Annotated in this window: 18 protein-coding genes; 8 read left to right on the forward strand and 10 right to left on the reverse strand. The window is 70.0% G+C overall.

Annotation, left to right across the window (positions count from 1 at the left end; translation table 11 throughout):
- Positions 1–29 precede the first annotated feature (29 nt).
- From SSQG_RS25210 to SSQG_RS25235, 6 genes are all read left to right on the forward strand, one after another.
- Positions 30–491, forward strand: coding sequence for a GNAT family N-acetyltransferase (locus SSQG_RS25210; protein WP_052310346.1), 462 nt, complete (start codon positions 30–32; stop codon positions 489–491).
- A 53-nt stretch (positions 492–544) separates the two neighbouring features.
- A complete protein-coding gene (locus tag SSQG_RS25215; protein ID WP_039933589.1) occupies positions 545–1,339 on the forward strand; it encodes a class I SAM-dependent methyltransferase in 795 nt (264 codons plus the stop codon).
- A gap of 775 nt (positions 1,340–2,114) precedes the next feature.
- Complete coding sequence (locus SSQG_RS25220) at positions 2,115–2,888, forward strand: isoprenyl transferase (protein WP_003992677.1); 774 nt, start codon at positions 2,115–2,117, stop codon at positions 2,886–2,888.
- A 394-nt stretch (positions 2,889–3,282) separates the two neighbouring features.
- Positions 3,283–4,608, forward strand: a complete 1,326-nt coding sequence (locus SSQG_RS25225) for a PhoH family protein (protein WP_003992678.1) — start codon at positions 3,283–3,285, stop codon at positions 4,606–4,608.
- A gap of 419 nt (positions 4,609–5,027) precedes the next feature.
- Positions 5,028–5,729, forward strand: a complete 702-nt coding sequence (locus tag SSQG_RS25230) for a transglycosylase SLT domain-containing protein (RefSeq protein ID WP_052310347.1) — start codon at positions 5,028–5,030, stop codon at positions 5,727–5,729.
- Between the two features lie 136 nt (positions 5,730–5,865).
- Positions 5,866–7,182, forward strand: coding sequence for an AI-2E family transporter (locus tag SSQG_RS25235; RefSeq protein WP_039933590.1), 1,317 nt, complete (start codon positions 5,866–5,868; stop codon positions 7,180–7,182).
- 81 nt (positions 7,183–7,263) lie between these two features.
- Here the strand turns inward: SSQG_RS25235 and SSQG_RS25240 are convergent, their stop codons facing one another.
- Complete coding sequence (locus SSQG_RS25240) at positions 7,264–7,797, reverse strand: alkyl hydroperoxide reductase (protein ID WP_003992681.1); 534 nt, start codon at positions 7,795–7,797, stop codon at positions 7,264–7,266.
- Between the two features lie 6 nt (positions 7,798–7,803).
- Positions 7,804–8,358, reverse strand: coding sequence for a peroxiredoxin (locus SSQG_RS25245; RefSeq protein WP_039933591.1), 555 nt, complete (start codon positions 8,356–8,358; stop codon positions 7,804–7,806).
- Between the two features lie 133 nt (positions 8,359–8,491).
- On the opposite strand from SSQG_RS25245, the gene SSQG_RS25250 reads away from it, so the two are divergent.
- Positions 8,492–9,460, forward strand: coding sequence for a LysR substrate-binding domain-containing protein (locus SSQG_RS25250; protein ID WP_078506911.1), 969 nt, complete (start codon positions 8,492–8,494; stop codon positions 9,458–9,460).
- A gap of 59 nt (positions 9,461–9,519) precedes the next feature.
- Here the strand turns inward: SSQG_RS25250 and SSQG_RS25255 are convergent, their stop codons facing one another.
- The 5 genes from SSQG_RS25255 to SSQG_RS25275 form a co-directional block, all read right to left on the reverse strand.
- Positions 9,520–11,859, reverse strand: a complete 2,340-nt coding sequence (locus SSQG_RS25255; protein ID WP_003992684.1) for an ABC transporter permease — start codon at positions 11,857–11,859, stop codon at positions 9,520–9,522.
- Complete coding sequence (locus SSQG_RS25260) at positions 11,856–12,545, reverse strand: ABC transporter ATP-binding protein (protein WP_003992685.1); 690 nt, start codon at positions 12,543–12,545, stop codon at positions 11,856–11,858. Before SSQG_RS25260 ends, SSQG_RS25255 begins: the two co-directional genes overlap by 4 nt.
- Complete coding sequence (locus tag SSQG_RS25265; RefSeq protein WP_003992686.1) at positions 12,542–13,066, reverse strand: PadR family transcriptional regulator; 525 nt, start codon at positions 13,064–13,066, stop codon at positions 12,542–12,544. The genes SSQG_RS25260 and SSQG_RS25265 overlap by 4 nt, the downstream gene beginning before the upstream one ends.
- A 139-nt stretch (positions 13,067–13,205) precedes the next feature.
- Entirely contained in the window at positions 13,206–13,466 is a 261-nt protein-coding gene (locus tag SSQG_RS25270) for a hypothetical protein (RefSeq protein ID WP_039933592.1), read from the reverse strand.
- A complete protein-coding gene (locus SSQG_RS25275) occupies positions 13,463–14,398 on the reverse strand; it encodes an SPFH domain-containing protein (RefSeq protein WP_003992688.1) in 936 nt (311 codons plus the stop codon). Before SSQG_RS25275 ends, SSQG_RS25270 begins: the two co-directional genes overlap by 4 nt.
- 262 nt (positions 14,399–14,660) lie before the next feature.
- On the opposite strand from SSQG_RS25275, the gene SSQG_RS25280 reads away from it, so the two are divergent.
- Entirely contained in the window at positions 14,661–16,952 is a 2,292-nt protein-coding gene (locus SSQG_RS25280) for a transglycosylase domain-containing protein (protein ID WP_003992689.1), read from the forward strand.
- A gap of 101 nt (positions 16,953–17,053) precedes the next feature.
- On the opposite strand, the gene SSQG_RS25285 is transcribed toward SSQG_RS25280, so the two are convergent.
- The 3 genes from SSQG_RS25285 to SSQG_RS25295 all read right to left on the reverse strand — a co-directional run bounded on the left by SSQG_RS25285 (position 17,054) and on the right by SSQG_RS25295 (position 21,679).
- Complete coding sequence (locus SSQG_RS25285) at positions 17,054–19,198, reverse strand: SpoIIE family protein phosphatase (RefSeq protein WP_003992690.1); 2,145 nt, start codon at positions 19,196–19,198, stop codon at positions 17,054–17,056.
- A 301-nt stretch (positions 19,199–19,499) separates the two neighbouring features.
- Positions 19,500–20,192 carry a cytidylyl-2-hydroxypropylphosphonate hydrolase gene (fomD, locus tag SSQG_RS25290; RefSeq protein ID WP_078506912.1) on the reverse strand — a complete coding sequence of 231 codons (693 nt, stop codon included), beginning with the start codon at positions 20,190–20,192 and terminating at the stop codon, positions 19,500–19,502.
- An 83-nt stretch (positions 20,193–20,275) separates the two neighbouring features.
- Positions 20,276–21,679, reverse strand: a complete 1,404-nt coding sequence (locus tag SSQG_RS25295; RefSeq protein WP_003992692.1) for a class II fumarate hydratase — start codon at positions 21,677–21,679, stop codon at positions 20,276–20,278.
- Positions 21,680–21,745: the final 66 nt, after the last annotated feature.

A 21,745-nucleotide genomic window follows, 5' to 3' on the forward strand; every position in this document is an offset into this window, starting at 1 on the left:
TGTCAGTGCCGGGTGCCAGACTCACCGGCATGAGCATCGACGACGATGACGTGCGGCTTCGGCCCGTGGTGGACGACGATCTAGAGGCGTTCCTCGCCTACGAGCACGACGAGGAGGCCGTGCGGCGGTCCAGGTTCACGCCCCGGCCGCGGGAGGCGTTCATGACCCACTGGAGACAGCGGGTCCTCGGGGACGACACCGTGCTCGTGCGGACCGTGACCGTGGCCGGTGACGTCGCCGGCAGCGTCGTCGCCTGGTGGGACGGGGACCGCCGCTTCATCGGGTACTGGCTCGGACGCGTCTACTGGGGACGCGGCATCGGGAGCAGGGCCCTGACTCTGTTCCTGGAGTGTGAGAAGAACCGGCCTCTGTACGCCGACCCCTTCAGCGGCAACACCGGCTCCGTACGTCTCCTCGAGAAGCTCGGCTTCCTCCGTACCGGCACCGTCCGGCACGGAGAGGACGAGCACGTCCTGCTCGTCCTTTCCTGACCGCTCTCCCTTTCCTGACCGCTCGTCCATTCCTGACCGGGAGTACTCCCCTCATGGCAGAGACCCACCACCCCCGCCGCACCTTCGAGGACCTCGTCACCGAAGGCGCCTTTGTCCCCACGGAGGGATGGGACTTCTCCTGGTTCGAAGGGCGGGCCACCGAGGCGCGGCCCTCCTGGGGGTACGCCGTGTCGATGGCCGAGCGGCTGGGCCGGGCCGATGCCGTGCTCGACGTGCAGACCGGGGGTGGGGAAGTGCTGGAGTTCGCGCTCGGCCGGGCCGGGAAAGTGCCCCGGCTGGCCGTGGCCACCGAGGGGTGGCCGCCGAACGTGGCGAAGGCCACCGCCCTGCTCCGTCCGCGCGGAGTCGCGGTCGTCGCCGCGCTGGAGGACGGCCCGCTGCCCTTCGCCGACGGTGCCTTCGACCTGGTCGTGAGCCGCCACCCCGTCCGCCCGCACTGGGAGGAGATCGCCCGCGTCCTGCGGCCCGGAGGGACGTACTTCGCCCAGCACGTGGGGCCGGGCAGCGTCTTCGAACTCGTCGAGCACTTCCTCGGGCCACAGCCGCAGGACGTGCGTGGCGCCCGGCACCCCGACCGCGAGCGGGCCGACGCCGAGGCGGCCGGGCTTGAGGTCGTCGAGCTGCGGGCGGAGAGGCTGCGCATGGAGTTCCACGACATCGGTGCGGTCGTGCACTTCCTGCGGAAGGTGGTGTGGATGGTGCCCGGCTTCACGGTCGAGACGTACCAGCCGCAGCTCCGCGCCCTGCACGAGCGGATCGAGGCGGAGGGGCCCTTCGTCGCCCACAGCAGCCGCCAGCTCTTCGAGGCACGCAGGCCGGCCCTCTGAGAGGAGTGAAAGAGGGCTGATTTCGCCCTATCACCTGTTCGTCCTGTTCGACGCCACCCGCCCCGTTACGTCCCAGCAGCCCCTCGCGTCACTCGTTTCGCTCACCCCACTTGCGCATCTCCCGACGAGGGTTTTCACATCGTTATCGCTCGTGGCTCGCCTTCGGATCGCGACTGACGTAAGTTCAGATCAAGGTGATTCGCGTGAGCAAAGCTGCGCGGGCGGTACCGCGCAGTGGAGGGGGCTGCGCGGTGCAGGGCCGCTCCACGGTCAGGTTGTGCCGGAGTCAAGCGGGCGTTCGCAGGTGAGGTCACCCGTCGGAGGGTGTCGAGGGCGACGCGCCGAGCGGGTCTCCAGGAGTGAGAAGATCACGGCTTTCGCCTCGGTGCTCACGATTTCCCTGCGCGTCGGCCATCTTTCGGCCAGATCTGAGGCCTGAACCACAGGTTCCGCGGGCATCGACACGTTGTCGGGCGACTCCGGAGAGTAGTTGTGGCACGCCGATGCACGCAGCATCACTTACGAAGGGTTATGGTGGAAACCCCCCCTCGGGCCGGTCCGTATCCCCCCCACGGACCGGCCCGTTTTCTTTGTGCGCCGGGGGGCGCCACGGCGTCGGCCGGAACCATTCGTTCCGCACCCGCTTGGCGGCCCGTGACGGCAGCGGGGGTAGGCTTCGCCTCCGGGGACCGCCATACGGGCAGGGACCGCCCGCGGCCACGACCGGGCCGCATGTCGCGGCCTGTCCGATCCGTACGGAGGGGCTGACAATCACGTGAACCTGCGCGACAAGCTGCGCGGCCTGCTGGTCAGGCTGTACGCACGCCGGGTGGAAGGCCACCTGGACCACGCTCAGGTGCCCAAGCACATCGGCGTCATCATGGACGGCAACCGGCGCTGGGCGAAGGCCGCCGGTTCCAGCACCGTCGACGGCCACCGGGCCGGTGCCGGAAAGATCGAGGAGTTCCTCGGCTGGTGCTCCGAGACCGACGTCGAGGTCGTCACCCTCTGGCTCCTGTCCACGGACAATTTCGACCGGCCGCAGGAGGAGCTCGGTCCGCTGCTCGGCATCATCGAGGACGTCGTCCGCACCCTGGCCGCAGACGGCCGCTGGCGGGTGCACCACGTGGGCACGCCCGACCTGCTGCCCTCCGGGATGCAGACGGTCCTGAAGGAGGCCGAGGAGACCACGGCGCACGTCGACGGGATACTGGTCAACGTCGCCATCGGCTACGGCGGCCGGCAGGAGATCGCCGACGCCGTGCGCTCGATGCTGCTCGACGCGCAGGAGCGGGGCACCTCGATGGAGGAGCTCACCGAGGCCGTCGACACCGACATGATCGGGCGTCACCTCTACACCAGCGACCAGCCCGACCCCGACCTGGTGATCCGCACCAGTGGCGAGCAGCGGCTGTCCGGATTCATGCTCTGGCAGACCGCGCACTCCGAGTACTACTTCTGCGACGTGTTCTGGCCGGCCTTCCGCAAGGTCGACTTCCTGCGCGCCATGCGTGACTACGCCGCCCGCCACCGGCGTTTCGGCGGCTGATTCACGCGCCCGCGCGCACCTCCTGACGTCCCTGTTTCAACAAGACGCCGTACGCCGCCGGGCACCGCTGTCACCGCACGTCGCAACCCTTTCCGGTACCCCTCCGAAGACGGATGTCACACGGAGTTCACCGGCTCGCCGTCATATGCCGTGGCATGGCGACGCTCGTTCGAGGGCATAAGTCAGACAGGTCGATGCCCGAACCACGGGTGTCGGTTCTCAGCGGACGGCACGGGGCCGTCCGCCCGGGAGGCCCTTTGCACCAGCCCGATCGTGCGGTCACAGCACGGACGAAGAGGCGGAGGGCCGGTTCTCGGCCCGTGCTCAGCGGCCGTCAACCGGTCCAGCTCCACTCCGTCGCTCCCCGACCTCATCCGAGGGGGTACGTCCTTCCGTGGTGACCAGCACAAAGCGCCACAAGCCAGACCGGCGCACCTATGTCCTCGACACCAGCGTCCTGCTGGCCGACCCAGGCGCCCTGAGCCGCTTCGACGAGCACGAGGTGGTGCTCCCCATCGTCGTGGTGACAGAGCTGGAGGCGAAGAGGCACCATCCCGAACTCGGCTACTTCGCCCGCCAGGCCCTGCGCCTGCTCGACGACCTCCGGGTGCGGTACGGCCGCCTCGACGCCCCCATCCCCACCGGGGACCTCGGCGGGACCGTCCGTGTCGAGCTCAACCACTCGGACCCCAGCGTGCTGCCCAGCGGCTACCGCCTGGGGGACAACGACTCCCGCATCCTCGCGGTCGCCCGCAACCTGCAGGCCGAGGGGTTCGACGTCACGGTCGTGTCGAAGGACCTCCCGCTCAGGATCAAGGCGTCCTCCGTCGGACTCCTCGCCGAGGAGTACCGCGCGGAGCTCGCCATCACGGACTCCTCCGGCTGGACCGGAATGTCCGAACTGACCCTGCCCGGCGAGCAGGTGGACATCCTCTTCGAGGAGGGGCACGTCTACGTCCCCGAAGCCGCCGACCTGCCGGTGCACACGGGTCTGACGATCCAGTCGGAGCGCGGCAAGGCACTCGGGCGGGTCACACCCGAGGGCAACATCCGCGTCGTACGCGGGGACCGCGAGGCGTTCGGCATCAAGGGCCGCAGCGCCGAGCAGCGGATCGCGCTCGACCTGCTGCTCGACCCGGACGTCGGCATCGTGTCCATGGGCGGCCGGGCCGGCACCGGAAAGTCGGCGCTGGCGCTCTGCGCGGGCCTGGAGGCGGTGCTGGAGCGCCGTCAGCACCAGAAGGTGATGGTCTTCCGTCCGCTGTACGCGGTGGGCGGGCAGGAGCTCGGCTATCTGCCCGGCTCCGAGGCCGAGAAGATGAGCCCCTGGGCGCAGGCCGTGTTCGACACCCTGTCGGCGGTCACCAGCCGGGAGGTCATCGAGGAGGTCACCGCGCGCGGCATGCTGGAGGTCCTGCCGCTCACCCACATCCGCGGCCGTTCGCTGCACGACGCGTTCGTCATCGTGGACGAGGCGCAGTCGCTGGAGAGGAACGTGCTGCTGACCGTTCTGTCCCGGGTCGGGGCCAATTCACGGGTGGTTCTCACCCATGACGTGGCCCAGCGGGACAACCTCAGGGTCGGCCGGTACGACGGTGTCGTCGCCGTCGTCGAGAAGCTGAAGGGGCATCCGCTCTTCGCGCACGTGACCCTGAACCGGTCCGAGAGGTCCCAGATCGCTGCCCTTGTGACCGAAATGCTCGAAGACGGTCACATCTGACCGTTCCGCCCCAAGGAGGGGTGGTTACGCAGTAGTTGGCGCCGTCCGGAAAGGCGAAGAGCCTAGCCGGGCGGCGCCTTCGCGTCTTGCGGTTTCTGTGAATCTCCCGCGTCAAACGGGCTGTGAGCTTTCACACGCAACTCGGAATTGCCTTGCACCGTCGTGTTACGGCAGAGTCTCACTCCTGTCAGGCCCCGCATACGACACACCTGTACCCCCAGCGGTACGGCACCACAAAGAGCACAGCTTCAACTGCATAGCGATGTCGTATGCCGCCCGAGCATCACACGGCGCTCCCCTCGCGGGAGTTGCCCACCGGGCCCGAGCCTCCCGTGACCCCGCAGTTGGGGAGGCCAGCGTCAGGGGCACGATTGCGTCCGCGAGGGTCACCGAAGCGGACGGTGCTGGAAGGAAACCGTGTGAGCCGGATCTCGGTCCGGGGATTCGCAGTGGCTTCGGCCACGGCGGTCACCGCTGTCGGAAGCGTCGTCGGAGTTGCCTCGGGCAGCACCGCGCAGAACAACGACGCCGAAGCGACGGCAAGCGGCACCACGCTGCTCGCGGACATCCCCGCGGGTCAGCAGGCCCAGGTGCAGACCGCGTCCCTGACTCAGCAGGCCGACGTACAGGCCATCGCGGCGGACGCGAGTGCCAAGAAGGACGCCGAGGAGGCCGCCCGCAAGGCCGCCGCCGAGACGGCCATCGCCAAGAAGGAGGCCGCCGAGAAGGCAGCCAAGGCGGCCAAGGAGGCCAAGGAGCGCGCGGAGGCCAAGGACGCCGCCGCCAGCCGTTCCAAGGACATCTCCAACATCCCCGTCTCGAGCTCCTACACCATCGCGCAGATCCAGGCGATGGCGCGGCAGATCGTGCCGTCGGGTCAGTTCCAGTGCTTCAGCAACATCGTGGACCACGAGTCCGACTGGAACTACAAGGCCGTCAACCCCTCCTCCGGGGCCTACGGCATGTTCCAGGCTCTGCCCGGATCCAAGATGTCGTCCGTCGGCGCCGACTGGCAGACCAATCCGGCCACCCAGATCAAGTGGGGCCTGAACTACATGAACGACCGCTACGGCAGCCCGTGTGACGCTTGGTCGTTCTGGCAGGCCAACAGCTGGTACTGAGCCCGCGGCCCTGAGCCGCAGCCCACGCTTCGCCCGAGCCCCGCACCGTTCAACGGTGCGGGGCTCGCGCCATGTACGGTCGGGACGGACGGCTCCCGGGGGAGTGCTGCGCAGAGACGGGGGAAGAGGACGGATCATGTCGCGTGTGCCAGGGTGGCTCGGCCGGCTCGGTGCCGGACTGACCGAGATGAGCGAGCAGTGGAACGAGCGCCGCGCCGAGGCCGAACGGGAGCGGGAGGCGTCCGAGTCCCTCGCGGGTCCCGGCGAACACGTGCCGCCGCCCCCGGACTACGCGCCTGACGTCCCGGCCCGGCCCGACCCCGCCTCGGCCGTGCCGTGGGGAGTGCGGGTCGCGGCGGAGGCGGGATGGCGGCTGCTCGTCCTCGCGGGCACGCTGTGGGTGCTGATGCGGGTCATCAGCGCCGTCCAGCTGGTGGTGCTGGCGTTCGTGAGCGCCCTGCTCATCACCGCGCTGCTCCAGCCGACCGTGGGACGGTTGCGGCGACTGGGAGTGCCCCGCGGGCCGGCCACGGCGATGACGGCGATCCTCGGGTTCGTCGTCATGGGGCTGATCGGCTGGTTCGTGACCTGGCAGGTCATGGAGAACATCGACGACCTCTCGGGCCAGATCCAGAACGGCATCGACGAGTTGCGGAACTGGCTGCTGAACAGCCCCTTCCACGTCACGGACAAGCAGATCAACGAGATCGCCAAGAACCTGCGGGAGGCGGTCGGGGCGAACACCGACCAGATCACCTCGGCGGGGCTGGAGGGCGTGACGGTCGTCGTCGAGGCGCTGACGGGGATTCTGCTGGCCGTCTTCTCGACGCTGTTCCTGCTCTACGACGGCAAGCGCATCTGGGAGTGGACGCTGAGGCTGGTGCCGGCGGCGGCGCGGCCGGGAATGGCCGGGGCCGGGCCGGCGGCCTGGCGGACGCTGACGGCGTACGTGCGGGGCACGGTGATCGTGGCGCTGATCGACGCGATCTTCATCGGTCTTGGCATCTACTTCCTCGATGTGCCGATGGCCGTGCCGCTGGCGGTGTTCATCTTCCTGTTCGCGTTCATACCGCTGGTCGGCGCGGTGGTGTCCGGGGCACTGGCGGTGGTGGTCGCGCTGGTCACCCAGGGGGTGTTCACGGCCGTCATGACGCTCGTGGTGGTGCTCGCGGTGCAGCAGATCGAGGGGCACATCCTGCAGCCGTTCATCCTGGGGCGGGCGGTGCGGGTGCATCCGCTCGCGGTGGTGCTGTCGGTCGCGGCGGGAGGGATGGTCGCCGGGATCGGCGGTGCGGTCGTCGCCGTGCCCCTGGTGGCGGTGACGAACACGGTCGCCGGATATCTGCGCGAGTACTCACGGAAGTCGGCGTTGCGGCACGCGGCGCGGCCGCGTGAGGCGACACCGGTGGGGGCGACACAGCAGCCCGCGCCGTCCGAGTCGCTCTCGGAGTAGCCCGGGTCCTCGAAGAGCAGCAGGGCCCCGCCCACCGGTCAGGTGGGCGGGGCCCTGCGACGTGAGGCGTGCGGCCAGGGGTTACTCGGCCAGGACCGCCTCGGCGTCCAGCGTGACGCCGACCGCCTGGATCACGGAGGCGATCTTGAAGGCCTCCTGGATGACGTCACGGTCGAGGCCGGCCTTGCGGAGGACCTGCTCGTGCGAGTCCAGGCACATGCCGCAGCCGTTGATCGCGGAGACCGCGAAGGACCACAGCTCGAAGTCGACCTTGTCGACGCCCGGGTTGCCGATCACGTTCATCCGCAGGCCCGCGCGCAGGTTGCCGTACTCGTGGTCCGACAGCAGGTGCCGGGTGCGGTAGAAGACGTTGTTCATCGCCATCACCGCGGCCGCGGACTTCGCCGCCGTGTAGGCCTCCGGCGACAGGTTCGCCTTCGCCTCGGGCTCCAGCTCGCGCAGCACGATCGGGGAGCGGGAGGCGATCGCCGTCGCCAGGACCGTGCCCCACAGCTGCTGGGCCGGCAGGTCCGAGTTGCCGATGACCGAGCCCAGGTTGAGCTTCAGGTCCTTGGCGTAGTCCGGTATCGAGGACTTCAGTGCGTCCAGCGACATGTCAGATCACTCCCCGGAGAGCAGCTTGACCGGGTCGAGGGTCTCGTCGCCCTTCGACCAGTTGCACGGGCAGAGCTCGTCCGTCTGGAGCGCGTCCAGGACCCGGAGGACCTCCTTCGGGTTACGGCCGACCGAACCCGCGGTCACCATCGAGAACTGGATCTCGTTGTTCTGGTCCACGATGAACACCGCGCGCTTGGCGAAGCCGTCCTCGCCCTCGATGCCGAGGGCACGCATGAGCTCGTGCTTGGAGTCGGCCATCATCGGGAACGGCAGGTCGCGCAGGTCGTCGTGGTCCTTGCGCCAGGCGTGGTGGACGAACTCGGAGTCGCCGGAGAAGCCCAGGACCTGCGCGTCGCGGTCGGCGAACTCCTCGTTCAGCTTGCCGAAGGCGGCGATCTCGGTGGGGCACACGAAGGTGAAGTCCTTGGGCCAGGCGAAGATCACCTTCCACTTGCCTTCGTAGGTCTTGTGGTTGATCTCCTCGAACTCCTTGCCCGCCTCCAGCGAGACGCAGGCGGTCAGTTCGAACTCGGGGAACTTGTCACCGACGGTGAGCACACACACTCCTTGCAGCGAAGAAACACCCGGATTGCGAGTGTTTCTCATGGGTTGGACGTTATTGATGTTGGCACAGGCTCGATTGATTACGGAAATAGCTATACTCGGTCGGGTTGATCGGAGGTAGTTATTAGTGACTGTGGGTAATAAGCGCAGGCAACCCAGCCTCGCGCAGCTACGGGCGTTCGCGGCCGTGGCCGAGCACCTCCACTTCCGGGACGCGGCAGGGGCGATCGGCATGAGCCAGCCCGCTCTCTCGGGTGCCGTATCGGCGCTCGAGGAAACACTCGGAGTGACGCTCCTCGAGCGTACGACGCGCAAGGTGCTGCTCTCACCCGAGGGTGAGCGGATCGCCGTCCGGGCCAAGGCGGTGCTGGGGGAAGTGGGCGCGCTCATGGAGGAGGCCGAGGCGGTGCGCGCCCCGTTCACGGGCGTGCTGCGACTGGGCGTCATCCCGACCGTGGCGCCCTATCTGCTGCCCACGGTCCTGCGGCTCGTCCACGACAGGTATCCGCACCTCGACCTCCAGGTGCACGAGGAGCAGACCGCCTCCCTCGTCGACGGCCTCGGCAGCGGCCGGCTCGACCTGTTGCTGCTCGCCGTGCCCCTCGGCGTGCCGGGCGTGGCCGAACTGCCGCTGTTCGACGAGGACTTCGTGCTCGTCACGCCGCTGGACCACGAGCTCGGCGGACGCGAGGGCATCGCGCGCGAGGCGCTGCGCGAGCTGCACCTGCTGCTCCTGGACGAGGGGCACTGCCTGCGCGACCAGGCCCTCGACATCTGCCGGGAGGCCGGCCGCGAGGACGCGCCCGTCACCACGACCGCCGCGGGGCTGTCCACGCTGGTGCAACTCGTCGCGGGCGGGCTCGGCGTCACGCTGCTGCCGCGCACGGCCCTCAAGGTCGAGACCTCCCGCAGCAACCAGCTCCTCACCGGGTACTTCGCCGACCCGGCCCCCACCCGCCGGGTCGCCCTGGCGATGCGGGCGGGGGCGCCGCGCGGCGCCGAGTACGAGGAACTGGCAGCCGCCCTGCGCCAGGCCCTGCGGCCCCTGCCCGTACGGGTCATAGGCGAACGAGGGGACATTGCGGACACGACCTAGGCCCCCGCCTACGCCGCCGCCCCCCGGGTACGGCTCGGCGCAGGCGGGGCCCGGGCTTGCTACTCCGTGCGCAAGCCGTCCGGTCGCATCAGCTTCAGCAGGGGCGGCAGGCTCAGCAGGGTCACCACCAGGACGACTGCCGCGCCGATGCCGGTCATCGAGAGCACGCTCGGCCAGTCCACCCGGATCTTCATGTTGGTCATCCGCAGCAGGACCGCCCCCAGGGCCATGCCCACCGTTGCCGCCAGCAGCAGCCCCAGACCGATCGGGATCGCCGTCTGCCACAGCACCGACAGGCTGAGGGTGCGGCGCCGGGTACCGAAGGCGATCAGGGCGGAGAGCAGCTTGCGGCGTTCGCGCAACTGCTCCAGCTGTGACACCAGCAGGCTCGCCCCGATCAGTGCCAGCACACACGCGGCTCCGACGGACAGGCCGGTGCGAATGGTGGCGTAGCGGTCGTTGCGCTCGATGCTGTTCCAGGTCATGGGCTGGGACGTCGGGTCGAGCCGCGCGGCCGTGTTGCGCACGTGGTCGTAGGCGTCCGCCTTGGAGAGGTCCAGACTCAGGAAGAGCTGTGTGGAGAGATGGGCCTTGAGGCTGCCCGGCAGCGCACCCGGTGTGAGCAGGATGCCGCCGCGCTCGTTCCCGGTCGGGTCCTCGCGGGGCTGGGCCTGCCGGATGTCCTTCGGCACGGTCCAGGAGACCTCGCGGTCGCCGGACCGGGCAGTGTCCCCGGCGTCGGCCCACAACGTCGTGCCGGGCTTGGCCAGGTGGTCGCTCTCGCTGTCGTACTGCGAGCCCTTGACCGCGAAGACGTCACCGTCGCGGCAGGAGGGGAGCGTGGCCACCTCGCGCAGCGACGCGCAGTCGGCCACGGTGATCTGGGCGAAGGAGTCCGGCTCGTCGCGCCGGTCACCGAGATAGACATCGGACAGGGCGGTGACCTTGCGCACGCCCTCCGTGTCGCGGTACTCCCCGATGGTGGCCGCGGTGCGGGCACCCTCCGGCACCTCCACGCTCATCTGGGCCCGGGAGACGTCGTACCGCGAGGACGCGGTGTAGTCGCCCTCCACCCCGGCGAACAGCATCTGCAACGCGATCGCCCCGGCCACCGCCACCGCGATGCCGTTGACCATGCGAGCGGCCGCGCCACTGCTCAACTGGAGCCTGCGCACGGCCAGTTGCCAGGCGACCCCGCCCGAGCCCAGCCGGGCCACCACCGTCTCCACGACCCACGGCAGCAGCGCCGTCACACCGACGAGCAGCAGCATGACACCGCCGACGACGAGGTACTGGTTGAAGTCCCCCTGGTCGCGGCCCTGCCCGATCATCGGGTAGAGCATCGCGAGCCCGCCCAGCGGCAGCAGCAGCCGCCACCACAGCCGGCGCCGCGCGGGCTTGGCGGTGCGCACCACGCCGAGCGGCTCGATGACCACCCCGCGCAGCGCGAACAGGGTCACCAGCACCGCGGCCGTCGGCACCGCCACGGCGACCAGGGCGGCCAGCAGGGGAGAGGGGTTCAGATAGCTCGGGAACACACTGACGTGGAACACCTCGGCGGATGCCCCCAGTTGCCGTCCGAGCAGGAAGAACCCGGTGCCGAGGACGAGTCCCAGCACGGAACCGGCGAGCGCCTCGCCGGCGGCGATCCGGCGGGTCATCCGGCTGTCGGAGCCGACCAGCCGCAGCGCCGCGAGCCTGCGGTCGCGCCGCTCGCCGCCGAACCGTACGGCCGCGGCGATGAACACGGCGACCGGCATCAGCAGCACCACGAAGACGACCAGGACCAGCAGGAGCAGCACCGGGTCCCAGGGGTCGGACGACCCCAGGTCGTCGTTGCCGAAGCTGTCGATCCGGGCCCCGCTGGCGGGGCCCTCCAGCCGCTGCTCGAGCCCCTTGCCGCCGGCGAAGAAGGCGAGTTCCTGAGAGCCGACCAGACCCTGTTCGCCGATCGTGCCCGAGATCCGGTAGGGCAGCCGCTCCCGCAGCAGTTTCCCGTCGTCGGAGGCGAGCAGCTCCTTGAGTGCGGGGGAGACGACCATCTCGCCGTCCGCCGGGAACGCCGCGACCCCCGGCGGCCGCGGGGCCTTGGGCCCGTCCGGCTCCAGCAGGCGCCCGCGGACGTCCTGGTCCCGGTACGTGGTGTCCGCGTCCACGACGAGCAGGGTGTCGTCGGCCTTGGGTATCTCCTGCTGGCTGAAGGTGTGGTCGCTGCGCGCCTCCTCGCGCCGGTCCCGTTCCGCCAGCGCGTTCGGGATGGCCGTGGTGAGCAGCAGCAGCGCCACACCGAGCCCGACGCCGACAGCCGTCAGCAGCGCCCGGGTCCATCCTTCGCGTCCGCCCGCGAAGGCGAACCGGGTCCCCATGGCCAGGTCCCGGCTCCACTGCCTGACACTCATACGACCCGCTCCATGTCCCGCGACCTGCCGTCCCGTACGACGATCTCGCGGTCGGAGTACGCGGCCACCCGGGCCTCGTGGGTGACGAGCACCACGGCCGCGTTGGTGGACCGGGCGGCCTCCGTGAGCAGTTCCATCACGCGCTCGCCGTTGAGCGAGTCGAGCGCGCCGGTCGGCTCGTCGGCGAACAGCACGCGCGGGTCGGTGACCAGCGCGCGGGCGACTGCGACCCGCTGCCCCTGACCGCCGGACACCTCGCCGGGCCGCTTCTTGCGCAGGTCGTCGACCTCCAGCCGTTCCATCCAGCCGAGCGCCGTCCGCTCGGCCGCCTTGCGGGACGACCCGTTCAGCCGCAGCGGCAGCGCGACGTTCTCCACGCAGGTGAGTTCCGGCACGAGCTGCCCGAACTGGAAGACGAAGCCGAACTCCGAGCGGCGCAGCGCACTGCGCTCGGAGTCACTCATCGAGGTCACCTCGCGCCCGTTGTACGTGATCGAGCCCGAGTCGGGCGTCACGATCCCGGCGAGACAGTGCAGCAGCGTCGACTTGCCCGAGCCGGACGGCCCCATCACGGCGACGACCTCGCCCGGGTGGATCGAGAACTCGGCGCCGTCGAGCGCGGTGGTCGGCCCGTAGGTCTTGCGCAGGTCCTGGGCGATGAGCAGCGAACCAGCGGGATGGGTCACCGGGTCACCGCCTCACGGAGCTTGTCCAGCCGGGCCGCGGTCAGCTCCAGCCAGCGCAGGTCCGCCTCCAGGTGGAAGAGCGCGTGGTCGCAGATGAGCTGGTCCGCCAGATCGCCCTTGCGCTTGCGGTCGGTGAGGATCCGCATGCTGCGCAGGTGCTCGGAGCGCTGGGTGTCGAGGATGTCGCCGGCGTCGCGGCGGGTGAGCAGCGCGAGGACGACCTTGGTGTAGAGGGTCGACTGGAGGTAGGGCTCCGGCTTCTCGGGCGTCGCCAGCCAGCGCTCGACGTCGGTGATACCGGCCTCGGTGATCGCGTACCGCTTGCGCTCGGGCCCGCCGCCCGCCTCGATGCCGTCGACCTCGACGAGCCCGTTCTTCAGCAGGCGGGACATCGTCGAGTAGACCTGGCCGTAGTGCAGCGGCCGGTCGTGACCGAACTTCTCGTCGAAGGCCCGCTTGAGGTCGTAACCGTGCCGCGGGCCGGACTCCAGGAGTCCCAGGAGAGTGTGACCGATGGACATGCCCAGGACTGTACACGGGGTGTATACGCGGCATGTATACGCCGAGTGTGCAGATCGTGTCCGGCGGTGCGGGCGTGCAGGTGAACGCCTGTTGTCACGGTTCCGCAACAGCGGTCACGGTGCTCGGGGACGAGGTCGTTCAGTCCGGCGGGGGCCCGCCGGCGGAGCCCCCGGGCGGCCGGCCGCGCCGGGGGATGGGCCCGGTCTCCCGCGGCAACCGCCCCGCCTCGGCCAACGCCTTGCGCAGCAGGAACTCGATCTGTGCGTTGGCCGACCGCAGCTCGTCCCCGGCCCATCGCGCGAGCGCCTCGTACACCGCCGGGTCCAGCCGCAGCAGCACCTGCTTGCGCTGCTGCTGCGGCCGGCGCCGCGAACCCGGACCTTCGGGAGGGACCGTCACTGGTAGAGGGACCCGGTGTTGAGGACCGGCTGCGCGGCGCGGTCTCCGCACAGCACGACCATGAGGTTGGAGACCATGGTCGCCTTCCGCTCGGAGTCCAGCTCCACGATGTCCCGCTCGGTGATCCGGGCGATCGCGGCCTCGACCATGCCCACGGCTCCGTCCACGATCTGCCGCCGCGCGGCGACGACCGCTCCGGCCTGCTGCCGCTGGAGCATCGCCGAGGCGATCTCGGGGGCGTACGCGAGGTGCGTGAAGCGCGACTCGATGATCTGCACCCCGGCGGCCTCCACGCGCGCGTGCAGTTCGACGGCGAGCTTCTCGGTGATCTCCTCGGCGTTGCCGCGCAGGGAGAGGCCGTCCTCCTCGTGGGCGTCGTAGGGGTACTCGATGGCGATGTGCCGCACGGCCGCCTCGGTCTGGGTGGAGACGAACTCGATGTAGTCGTCCACCTCGAAGGTGGCCTGCGCGGTGTCCTCGACGCGCCAGACCACGACCGCGGCGAGCTCGATCGGGTTGCCGTAGGCGTCGTTGACCTTCAGGACTGCGGTCTCGTGGTTGCGGACACGCGTCGAGATCTTCGTACGCGTGGTGAAGGGGTTCACCCAGCGCAGGCCGTCCTGCCGGATCGTCCCCCGGTAACGGCCGAAGAGCTGGACCACCCGGGCCTCGCCGGGCGCCACCATGTTCAGCCCGCACATGGCCAGGAAGGCCGCGAGGGCGACCAGGATGCCGGCGACGATCAGCGCGGCCTTCGCCCCGGCCCCGGCCACCGAGGTGGCGGTCGCGATCAGCCCGGCGCCGGTCAGCAGTCCGAGCAGGCCGAGGAGCAGGGCGAGCCCGCCGCCGATGCTGTGCGCGGTGAACTCCCGCACGCGGGGCGCCGGCATCTCTGGCACGTCGGCCGTGACCTGCGGTTTCGATGTGGACATGGGTGATCCCCCGGTTCTCCTGGGAAGCCGCTTCTGCCTGGCTTCCGCCTATCTAAGTGATATCACTTTTTCGGGTTCTGGCAACCCTGTGGGTGTCTGGAACGTCGGTTCCGGTGGGGATGGGTGCTGATTGTCACGTCCGCAAAGGGCCGGATCGACAGCCCTATCTCTTATCTCCCGGTGTTAGCTTTCTGAGCTGACCTGAGCGGCGAACCTGTGTGACTTGTGAGCACACATGAACGAAGCGGAGCAGATCGGACTCATGGGACGAGCGGAAGACAGACGCGCCCGACAGCGCGGTGGGCGCCGGGCGGCACCCAAGAGCCACCGTTCGTCGGCCGCGGTCGGGAAGAGCGGCATACGCAGGCTCTTCACCTGGAAGAAGATCCTCGGCACCTTCTTCGCCCTGTGCCTGCTCGGCATGGGCGCCTTCATCGTGCTGTACATGGTGATCGGCATCCCCGAGGGGAACGCCGACGCCAAGCGGCAGAGCAACATCTACCAGTACAGCGACGGTTCGATCATGGCCCGGGACGGCAAGGTCAACCGCGAGGTCGTCGACCTGTCGAGGGTCCCCAAGGACGTGCGGCGCACCTTCGTCGCGGCCGAGAACAAGACCTTCTACAAGGACGCGGGCGTCGACCTCAAGGGCACCGCCCGCGGCCTGTTCAACACGCTCTCCGGCCGTGGCTCGCAGGGCGGTTCGACGATCACCCAGCAGTACGTCAAGAACTACTACCTGTCCCAGGAACAGACCGTCTCGCGCAAGCTGAAGGAACTGGTCATCTCGCTGAAGCTGGACCGGGAGAAGTCCAAGGACTACATCCTCGCCGGCTACATCAACACCAGTTACTACGGCCGCAACGCCTACGGCATCCAGGCCGCCGCCCAGGCCTACTACCGCACCGACGCCGAGAAGCTCACGGTCGAGCAGGGCGCCTACCTCGCCGCGCTGCTCCAGGCCCCCAGCCAGTACGACTGGGCGGTCGCCTCGGAGGGCGGTAAGAAGCTGGTGAAGGCGCGCTGGAACTACGTCCTGGACAACATGGTCGAGGAGGGCTGGCTCAGCCGGTCCGAGCGCGCCGGCATGAAGTTCCCGGTGCCCAAGGAGCCCAAGCCCGCCCCCGGCATGGAGGGCCAGAAGGGCTACCTGGTCAACGCGGCCAACGCGACACTGGAGAAGCAGCTCGTCGCGGAGGGCACCGCGAGCAGCCGCAAGGAAGCCGAGGCGATGGTCGGCGCCGGAGGCTGGACCGTCACGCTCAACATCGACAAGAAGAAGCAGGCGGCGCTGGAGAAGTCCGTCAAGCAGCAGCTGACCAGCAAGCTCGACCCCGACAAGCGCAAGGTCGACGCGTACATCCAGGCGGGTGCCGCGTCCGTGAACCCGAAGACGGGCGCCGTGGTCGCGATGTACGGCGGCCAGGACTACTTCAAGCACTGGACCAACAACGCCACCCGCACCGACTACCAGCCCGCCTCCACCTTCAAGCCGGTCATCCTGGCCGCCGCCCTGGAGGAGCAGGCGAAGACGCAGGACGGCGACCCGATCACCGCGAGCACGGTCTACGACGGCACGAGCAAGCGCCAGGTCATGGACAACGGCAGCAAGGTCGGCTTCGCCCCCGAGAACGAGGACGACAAGGACTACGGCCCGATCTCCGTCCAGACGGCGATGAACAAGTCCGTCAACTCCGTCTTCGCGCAGATGGGTGTCGACGTCGGCATGTCCGAGGTGGTGAAGGTCGCCGGCAAGCTGGGCATGGACACCGAGAACATGGAGGCCGTGCCCGCCCAGACCCTGGGCAGCATGGGCGCCAGCCCCCTGCAGATGGCCGGTGTCTACGCGACCCTCGACAACCACGGCAAGAAGGTCACGCCGGCCGTCGTGAAGTCGGCGGAGCACCTGAACCACACCGTGACCATGCCCGATCCCGTCGGAGACCAGGTCATCAGCCCCGAGGCCGCCGACTCGGTGACCTCGGTCCTGACCGGTGTGGTCGACGACGGCACCGCCCAGGAGTCCGTGCGCAACAACCCGGGGCGCGACGGCCAGCAGGTCGCGGGCAAGACGGGTACGTCCGACAACAACAAGTCGGCCTGGTTCACCGGCTACACACCGAACCTGGTCACCTCGGTCGGCCTGTTCGGCGAGGACACCAAGCCTCCCTACAAGCACATGCCGATGTACAAGGCGGCCGGCGAGCCCCGGATCAACGGCGGCGGCTTCCCGGCGCAGATCTGGGCCGGCTACACCTTCGGCGTGATGGGCGAGGTCACCAAGTTCGACCTGGACACCCAGCAGGGCGCGGCCGTCAAGCCGACGTGGACGCCGACGCCCACGCAGGAGCCGACGACCGAGGAGCCCACGCAGGAGCCGACGACCGAGGAGCCGTCGTCGTCCCCGCCGCCGACGACGGAGGAACCGAGCAGCACACCGCCGACGAGCCCGTCGACGACACCGCCCACCTTCTCGCCGCCGGCGAGTCCGGGTACGTCACCGCCGACCGACGGCGACCCGTTCGACCCGGTCGGGCGGGGCGACGAAGGGTAGGAGACGCGCGAAGGGCGCCCGGTCGACACCGGGCGCCCTTGTGCTGTGCGGCGCTGTCGTCGGGCGGTCCCGTGCCGGTCGCCGTCACGAGGCCGAGACGGTCAGCTCCGGTTCAGCTCGAACCACACCACCTTGCCCGTGCTCAGCCGCGTCGCGCCCCAGCGCCGGGCCAGCCGGTTCACCAGGTACAGGCCACGGCCGCCCTCGTCGGTGGCACGGGCCTGCCGCAGCCGCGGCAACTGGGGGACGTCGTCGCCCACTTCGCAGCGCAGGACGTCCGTGCGCAGCAGCCGAACCGTGACCGGCCGGGACGCGTACCGCACCGCGTTGGTGACGACCTCGCTGACCAGCAGCTCGACGGAGTCGCTGAGCTCCTCCAGACCCCACCGTGCCAGGGCGCGCCGGGCCAGGCGGCGGGCCCGGCCGGGGGCGGCGTCCTCCGGCTCCAGGAACCAGTACGCCACGTCACTCGGCGCGATCCCGTCGAAGCGGGCGGCGAGCAGCGCGATGTCGTCGTCCCGGTCGCCCGGGCCGAGCATGTCGAGCACCTCGTCGCACAGCGCTTCCAGGGGCGGCGGATGGTCCGGCCCGGTGAGCTGCGCGACCGCGGCGAGCTTCTCCCGCAGCTGCTCGATGCCGGTCCACACGTCCCTGAGACGGGACTCGACCAGACCGTCGGTGTACAGCAGGAGCGTCGCCCCGGCCGGCGCGTCCAGCTCCACCGCCTCGAAGTCCACACCGCCGACCCCGATGGGAGCACCGGCGGGCACGCGCAGCACCTCGGCGCGGCCGCCCAGGTGGAGCAGGACGGGCGGCGGATGACCGGCGTTGGCGATGGTGATCCGGTGCGATACCGGGTCGTAGACCGCGTACAGGCAGGTCGCCATGCGGTCCACGCCGAGGCGCTGGGCCTGTTCGTCGAGGTGGTGCAGCACCTCCTGCGGCGGCAGGTCGAGCCCGGCGAGCGTCTGGGCCGTGGTGCGCAGCTGGCCCATGATCGCGGCGGAGGTCATGGAGTGGCCCATGACGTCACCCACGACCAGGGCGACACGGCTGCCCGGCAGGGGAATGGCGTCGTACCAGTCACCGCCGACACGGGCCGTCTCGGCGGCCGGCAGGTAACGGGACGCGAGCCGCACGCCGGTGGGGCGGGGCAGCGTCTCGGGCAGCATGGTGCGCTGGAGTTCGTCCGCGATGTAGGCCTCGCGGCCGTACAGCACGGCCTTGTCGATGCCGAGCGCGCTGTGCGTGGCGAGCTGCGCGGCCACCAGCAGGTCGTCCGGTTCGAAGGCGAGGCGCTCGGGCCGCCGCAGGAACAGCGCGGCACCGATGACCCGGCGCCGGCCGCGCAGCGGCGCGAGAATGGCCCGCTGTCCCTCCGGCACGGCGAACTCACCGCCGTCACCGAGCAGCTCGGGCAGTGCGGCACGCGCGGCGGGGGCGTCGGTGAACACCGGGCGCACACCCCGCAACACCTCGGCGAGCGCACTGCCGGGCCGCACCTCGCACAGCTCGGCGCCGACCGTGTCCAGCTCGTTGGGCTCGGGCTGCGCGGCCGGCAGGAAGCCGTTCTCGGTGTCGCGCTCCGCCGGTATCCGGTCGGTGCGCCGCAGCCGCAGCACCAGCGGGCCCGTGGGCCGCTCGTCGCCGACGGGCAGCGGGTCGCGCAGATAGACCAGGATCGCGTCGGAGAACGTGGGCACGGTGGCCCGGCACAGCCCCATCACGATCTCGTCGAGGTCGATGCCACGGGCGATCCGCCGGGTGGCGGCACCGACGAACCTGAGCCGGTCGCCGTCCCGCCGCATCGGCGTGGGCCGGCCGGGCGGCAGGGTCTGGCCGCTGCGGCGCTCGTGTCCCTCGGGATTCGGCGCCGGCCGGTCCTGCTCGTCGGCCGGCTGGACCGGAATACCTTCGGAAGAGGGCCGCGGCCGCGGGGTGTCGCGCTCGGCGGTCTGCTCGGCACCCGGCTGGGAGTGCTCGGAGGCGGGGTCGCTCACGGTGTCCTTGCCCTTGCCGAACGGCGTGGAGGTGCCCGGCTCCGACGTACCCGGTGAAGTGTGCGCCGTCGAGACCGGAACGGTGGCGTCGCCGCCTGAGCGGCCCTGTACGGGTAAGGCGCCCATGCCGGGCGCACGAACCGGTGTCGAGGTATGCACGAGCGCCCCGCGGGGGTCCGCGGGGTCGACGCCCGGCTGCGGGCGTTCACAGGAGGTCGGCTGCTCCGTCACGCGTGTCGAATCCATCCGTCCGGGGCTGCACGCCAGAGGTGCAGGTGGTCCCGCCGAAACTCCGATACCCGGAATACGTGCCCCAGGAACGGAATTTCCGCGTGGTCAGAGGTTGTTCCTGTGCCACCGGCGGACCGTCTGCGGTCCTCGGGGGCCTTTGCGCAGGCCCCGCCGGTGTTGCCCTCGTACCCCTCGCTCACGTCCTGCCGCCCCTCGGTGACGATCGGTCAAGCCCAGTGCGTGCTCCGGTGTTTGCCGCCGCGCGCCCTTGCGGAGGACGATCCTACGTTTCTTGCCCGGGGGCGCATCAAGGGTCTCATGAGGACACATGCGCGGGCGTACGGTCCCAGTCCTCCGGAAGTGACGGTACAGCCCAGGACGGATCCGGGCGCCAGTGCTGCCATCCTTCCGAGAACGGCGGCCCCCAGGCGCGGATCACCTCGACCGCGGCCCGCCCCGCCGCCCGTACCTTCTCGGCCTGCCGGTCGTCCATCAGCCCGTCCCGCAGGGCCTGGGCGAACTCGTCCTCGTCACGCCAGTGCCAACTGCGGTCCGGGTGCACGGAGATGTCCAGGAAGTGGTCGACGGAGTCCACGCCGCCCTCCCAACGGACCATCGGCTCCTCCAGGTTCACGTACCAGTTCTTGAAGAGCCAGCCCGGCTCCCAGAACAGCCACACGGACCAGGGCTCGCCGGGCCGGGCGAGCTTCAGGACACCGGTGCCGAACCAGCGGTCGCGCTGCACGGTCCGGGGCTTGGTGTAGCGGGACTCCAGCGGCTCCTGGTGCACGGGGGTGCCGTCGGCGAGCACGGGCTTCACACACTCGGTGCCGGGCGCCAGCCACACGGCGAGCAGCTCGGCGTCGTCCCGTACGACGGTGACGGGACGCGCGATGTGGAACCGCGCGCCGCCGTTCTCCCGGTACCGCCACAGGATCCGGCTCCCGGGCGCCCAGAAGCCAGCCGCACCACCCGTTTCCACGCGTCTCACCGCTCCGCCGTCTGCCATGCACAGATATTAGGTGCCATAGGCATACGACGCTGCGGCGCGTGTCACGGTTCACGCGCCGGGCGCACGCACGCCTCCGATCGTCACGGACGTGTCATCCGCAGGACATCCAGCGCCTCGTCGAGCTGCTCCATGGTGAGGTCGCCGCGCTCCACGTACCCGCCGTCCAGGACGACCTGACGGATGGTCTTCCGTTCGGCCAGGGCCTTCTTGGCGACCTTCGCGGCCTCCTCGTACCCGATGTACTTGTTGAGCGGGGTGACGACGGAGGGGGAGGACTCGGCGTACTCCCGGGCCCGTTCGCGGTCGGCGGTGATGCCGTCGACGGTCCGGTCGGCGAGCAGCCGCGACACGTTGGCGAGCAGCCGGACCGACTCCAGGACGTTCTTCGCGATGACGGGCAGCATGACGTTGAGCTCGAAGTTGCCGGCGGCACCGGCGGTGGCGACGGTCGCGTCGTTGCCGACGACCTGGGCGGCGACCATCAGCACGGCCTCCGGAATGACCGGGTTCACCTTGCCCGGCATGATCGAGGAGCCGGGCTGGAGGTCGGGCAGGGCGATCTCGGCGAGGCCGGTGCGCGGCCCGGAGGACATCCAGCGCAGGTCGTTGGCGATCTTCGTCAGCCCGACCGCGATGGTCCGCAGCTGCCCGCTGGTCTCCACGATGCCGTCCCGGGCGCCCTGCGCCTCGAAGTGGTCACGGGCCTCGGTGAGCGGCAGCCCGGTGGTACGGGCGACCTCCTCGATCACGGCGGCGGAGAAACCGGGCGGGGTGTTGATGCCGGTGCCGACGGCCGTCCCGCCGAGGGGCAGTTCGGCGAGCCGGGGCAGGGAGGCCTCAAGACGCTCGATCCCGTACCGCACCTGAGCGGCGTACCCGCCGAACTCCTGCCCCAGCGTCACGGGCGTCGCGTCCATCAGATGGGTCCGCCCCGACTTCACGACGTCCGAGAACTCCTCGGACTTGCGCTCCAGGGCGGTGGCGAGGTGGTCCAGGGCGGGGATCAGATCGCGGGTGACGGCGGCGGTGGCGGCGATGTGGATGGAGGAGGGGAACACGTCGTTGGACGACTGGGACGCGTTCACATGGTCGTTGGGGTGCACGCCCTTCCCCAGCCGCTCGCTCGCGAGCGTGGCGACGACCTCGTTGGTGTTCATGTTGGACGAGGTGCCCGACCCCGTCTGGAACACGTCGACGGGGAAGTGCTCGTCCCACTTCCCCTCGGCGACCTCCCCGGCCGCCTCCTGGATCGCCCCGGCGACATCCTTGTCCAGGACCCCCAGCTCGGCGTTGACCTTGGCCGCCGCACCCTTGATCCGCGCCAGCGCCTCGATGTGCGCGCGCTCGATACGCTGCCCGGAGACGGGAAAGTTCTCCACCGCCCGCTGGGTCTGGGCCCGCCACTTGGCGTGGGCGGGCACCCGCACCTCTCCCATGGAATCGTGCTCGGTGCGGTACTCGGTCCTGTCCTGCTCGTCGGTCATCGACGATCACCTCCACGTGTCACAGCGTCAGCGCCGCGACCACTGTTCCCCGTGGAGGCGAATCGT

The sequence above is a fragment of the Streptomyces viridochromogenes DSM 40736 genome, assembly GCF_000158955.1.
Classification (GTDB): domain Bacteria; phylum Actinomycetota; class Actinomycetes; order Streptomycetales; family Streptomycetaceae; genus Streptomyces; species Streptomyces venetus.

Coding starts and splice junctions, on each gene's coding strand:
- SSQG_RS25210 (WP_052310346.1), top strand. CDS start 30: ATGAGCATCGACGACGATGACGTGCGGCTTCGGCCCGTGGTGGACGAC.
- SSQG_RS25215 (WP_039933589.1), top strand. CDS start 545: ATGGCAGAGACCCACCACCCCCGCCGCACCTTCGAGGACCTCGTCACC.
- SSQG_RS25235 (WP_039933590.1), top strand. CDS start 5,866: ATGTCGCGTGTGCCAGGGTGGCTCGGCCGGCTCGGTGCCGGACTGACC.
- SSQG_RS25240 (WP_003992681.1), bottom strand. CDS start 7,797: ATGTCGCTGGACGCACTGAAGTCCTCGATACCGGACTACGCCAAGGAC.
- SSQG_RS25255 (WP_003992684.1), bottom strand. CDS start 11,859: ATGAGTGTCAGGCAGTGGAGCCGGGACCTGGCCATGGGGACCCGGTTC.
- SSQG_RS25265 (WP_003992686.1), bottom strand. CDS start 13,066: ATGTCCATCGGTCACACTCTCCTGGGACTCCTGGAGTCCGGCCCGCGG.
- SSQG_RS25275 (WP_003992688.1), bottom strand. CDS start 14,398: ATGTCCACATCGAAACCGCAGGTCACGGCCGACGTGCCAGAGATGCCG.
- SSQG_RS25280 (WP_003992689.1), top strand. CDS start 14,661: ATGGGACGAGCGGAAGACAGACGCGCCCGACAGCGCGGTGGGCGCCGG.
- SSQG_RS25285 (WP_003992690.1), bottom strand. CDS start 19,198: ATGGATTCGACACGCGTGACGGAGCAGCCGACCTCCTGTGAACGCCCG.
- fomD (WP_078506912.1), bottom strand. CDS start 20,192: ATGGCAGACGGCGGAGCGGTGAGACGCGTGGAAACGGGTGGTGCGGCT.
- SSQG_RS25295 (WP_003992692.1), bottom strand. CDS start 21,679: ATGACCGACGAGCAGGACAGGACCGAGTACCGCACCGAGCACGATTCC.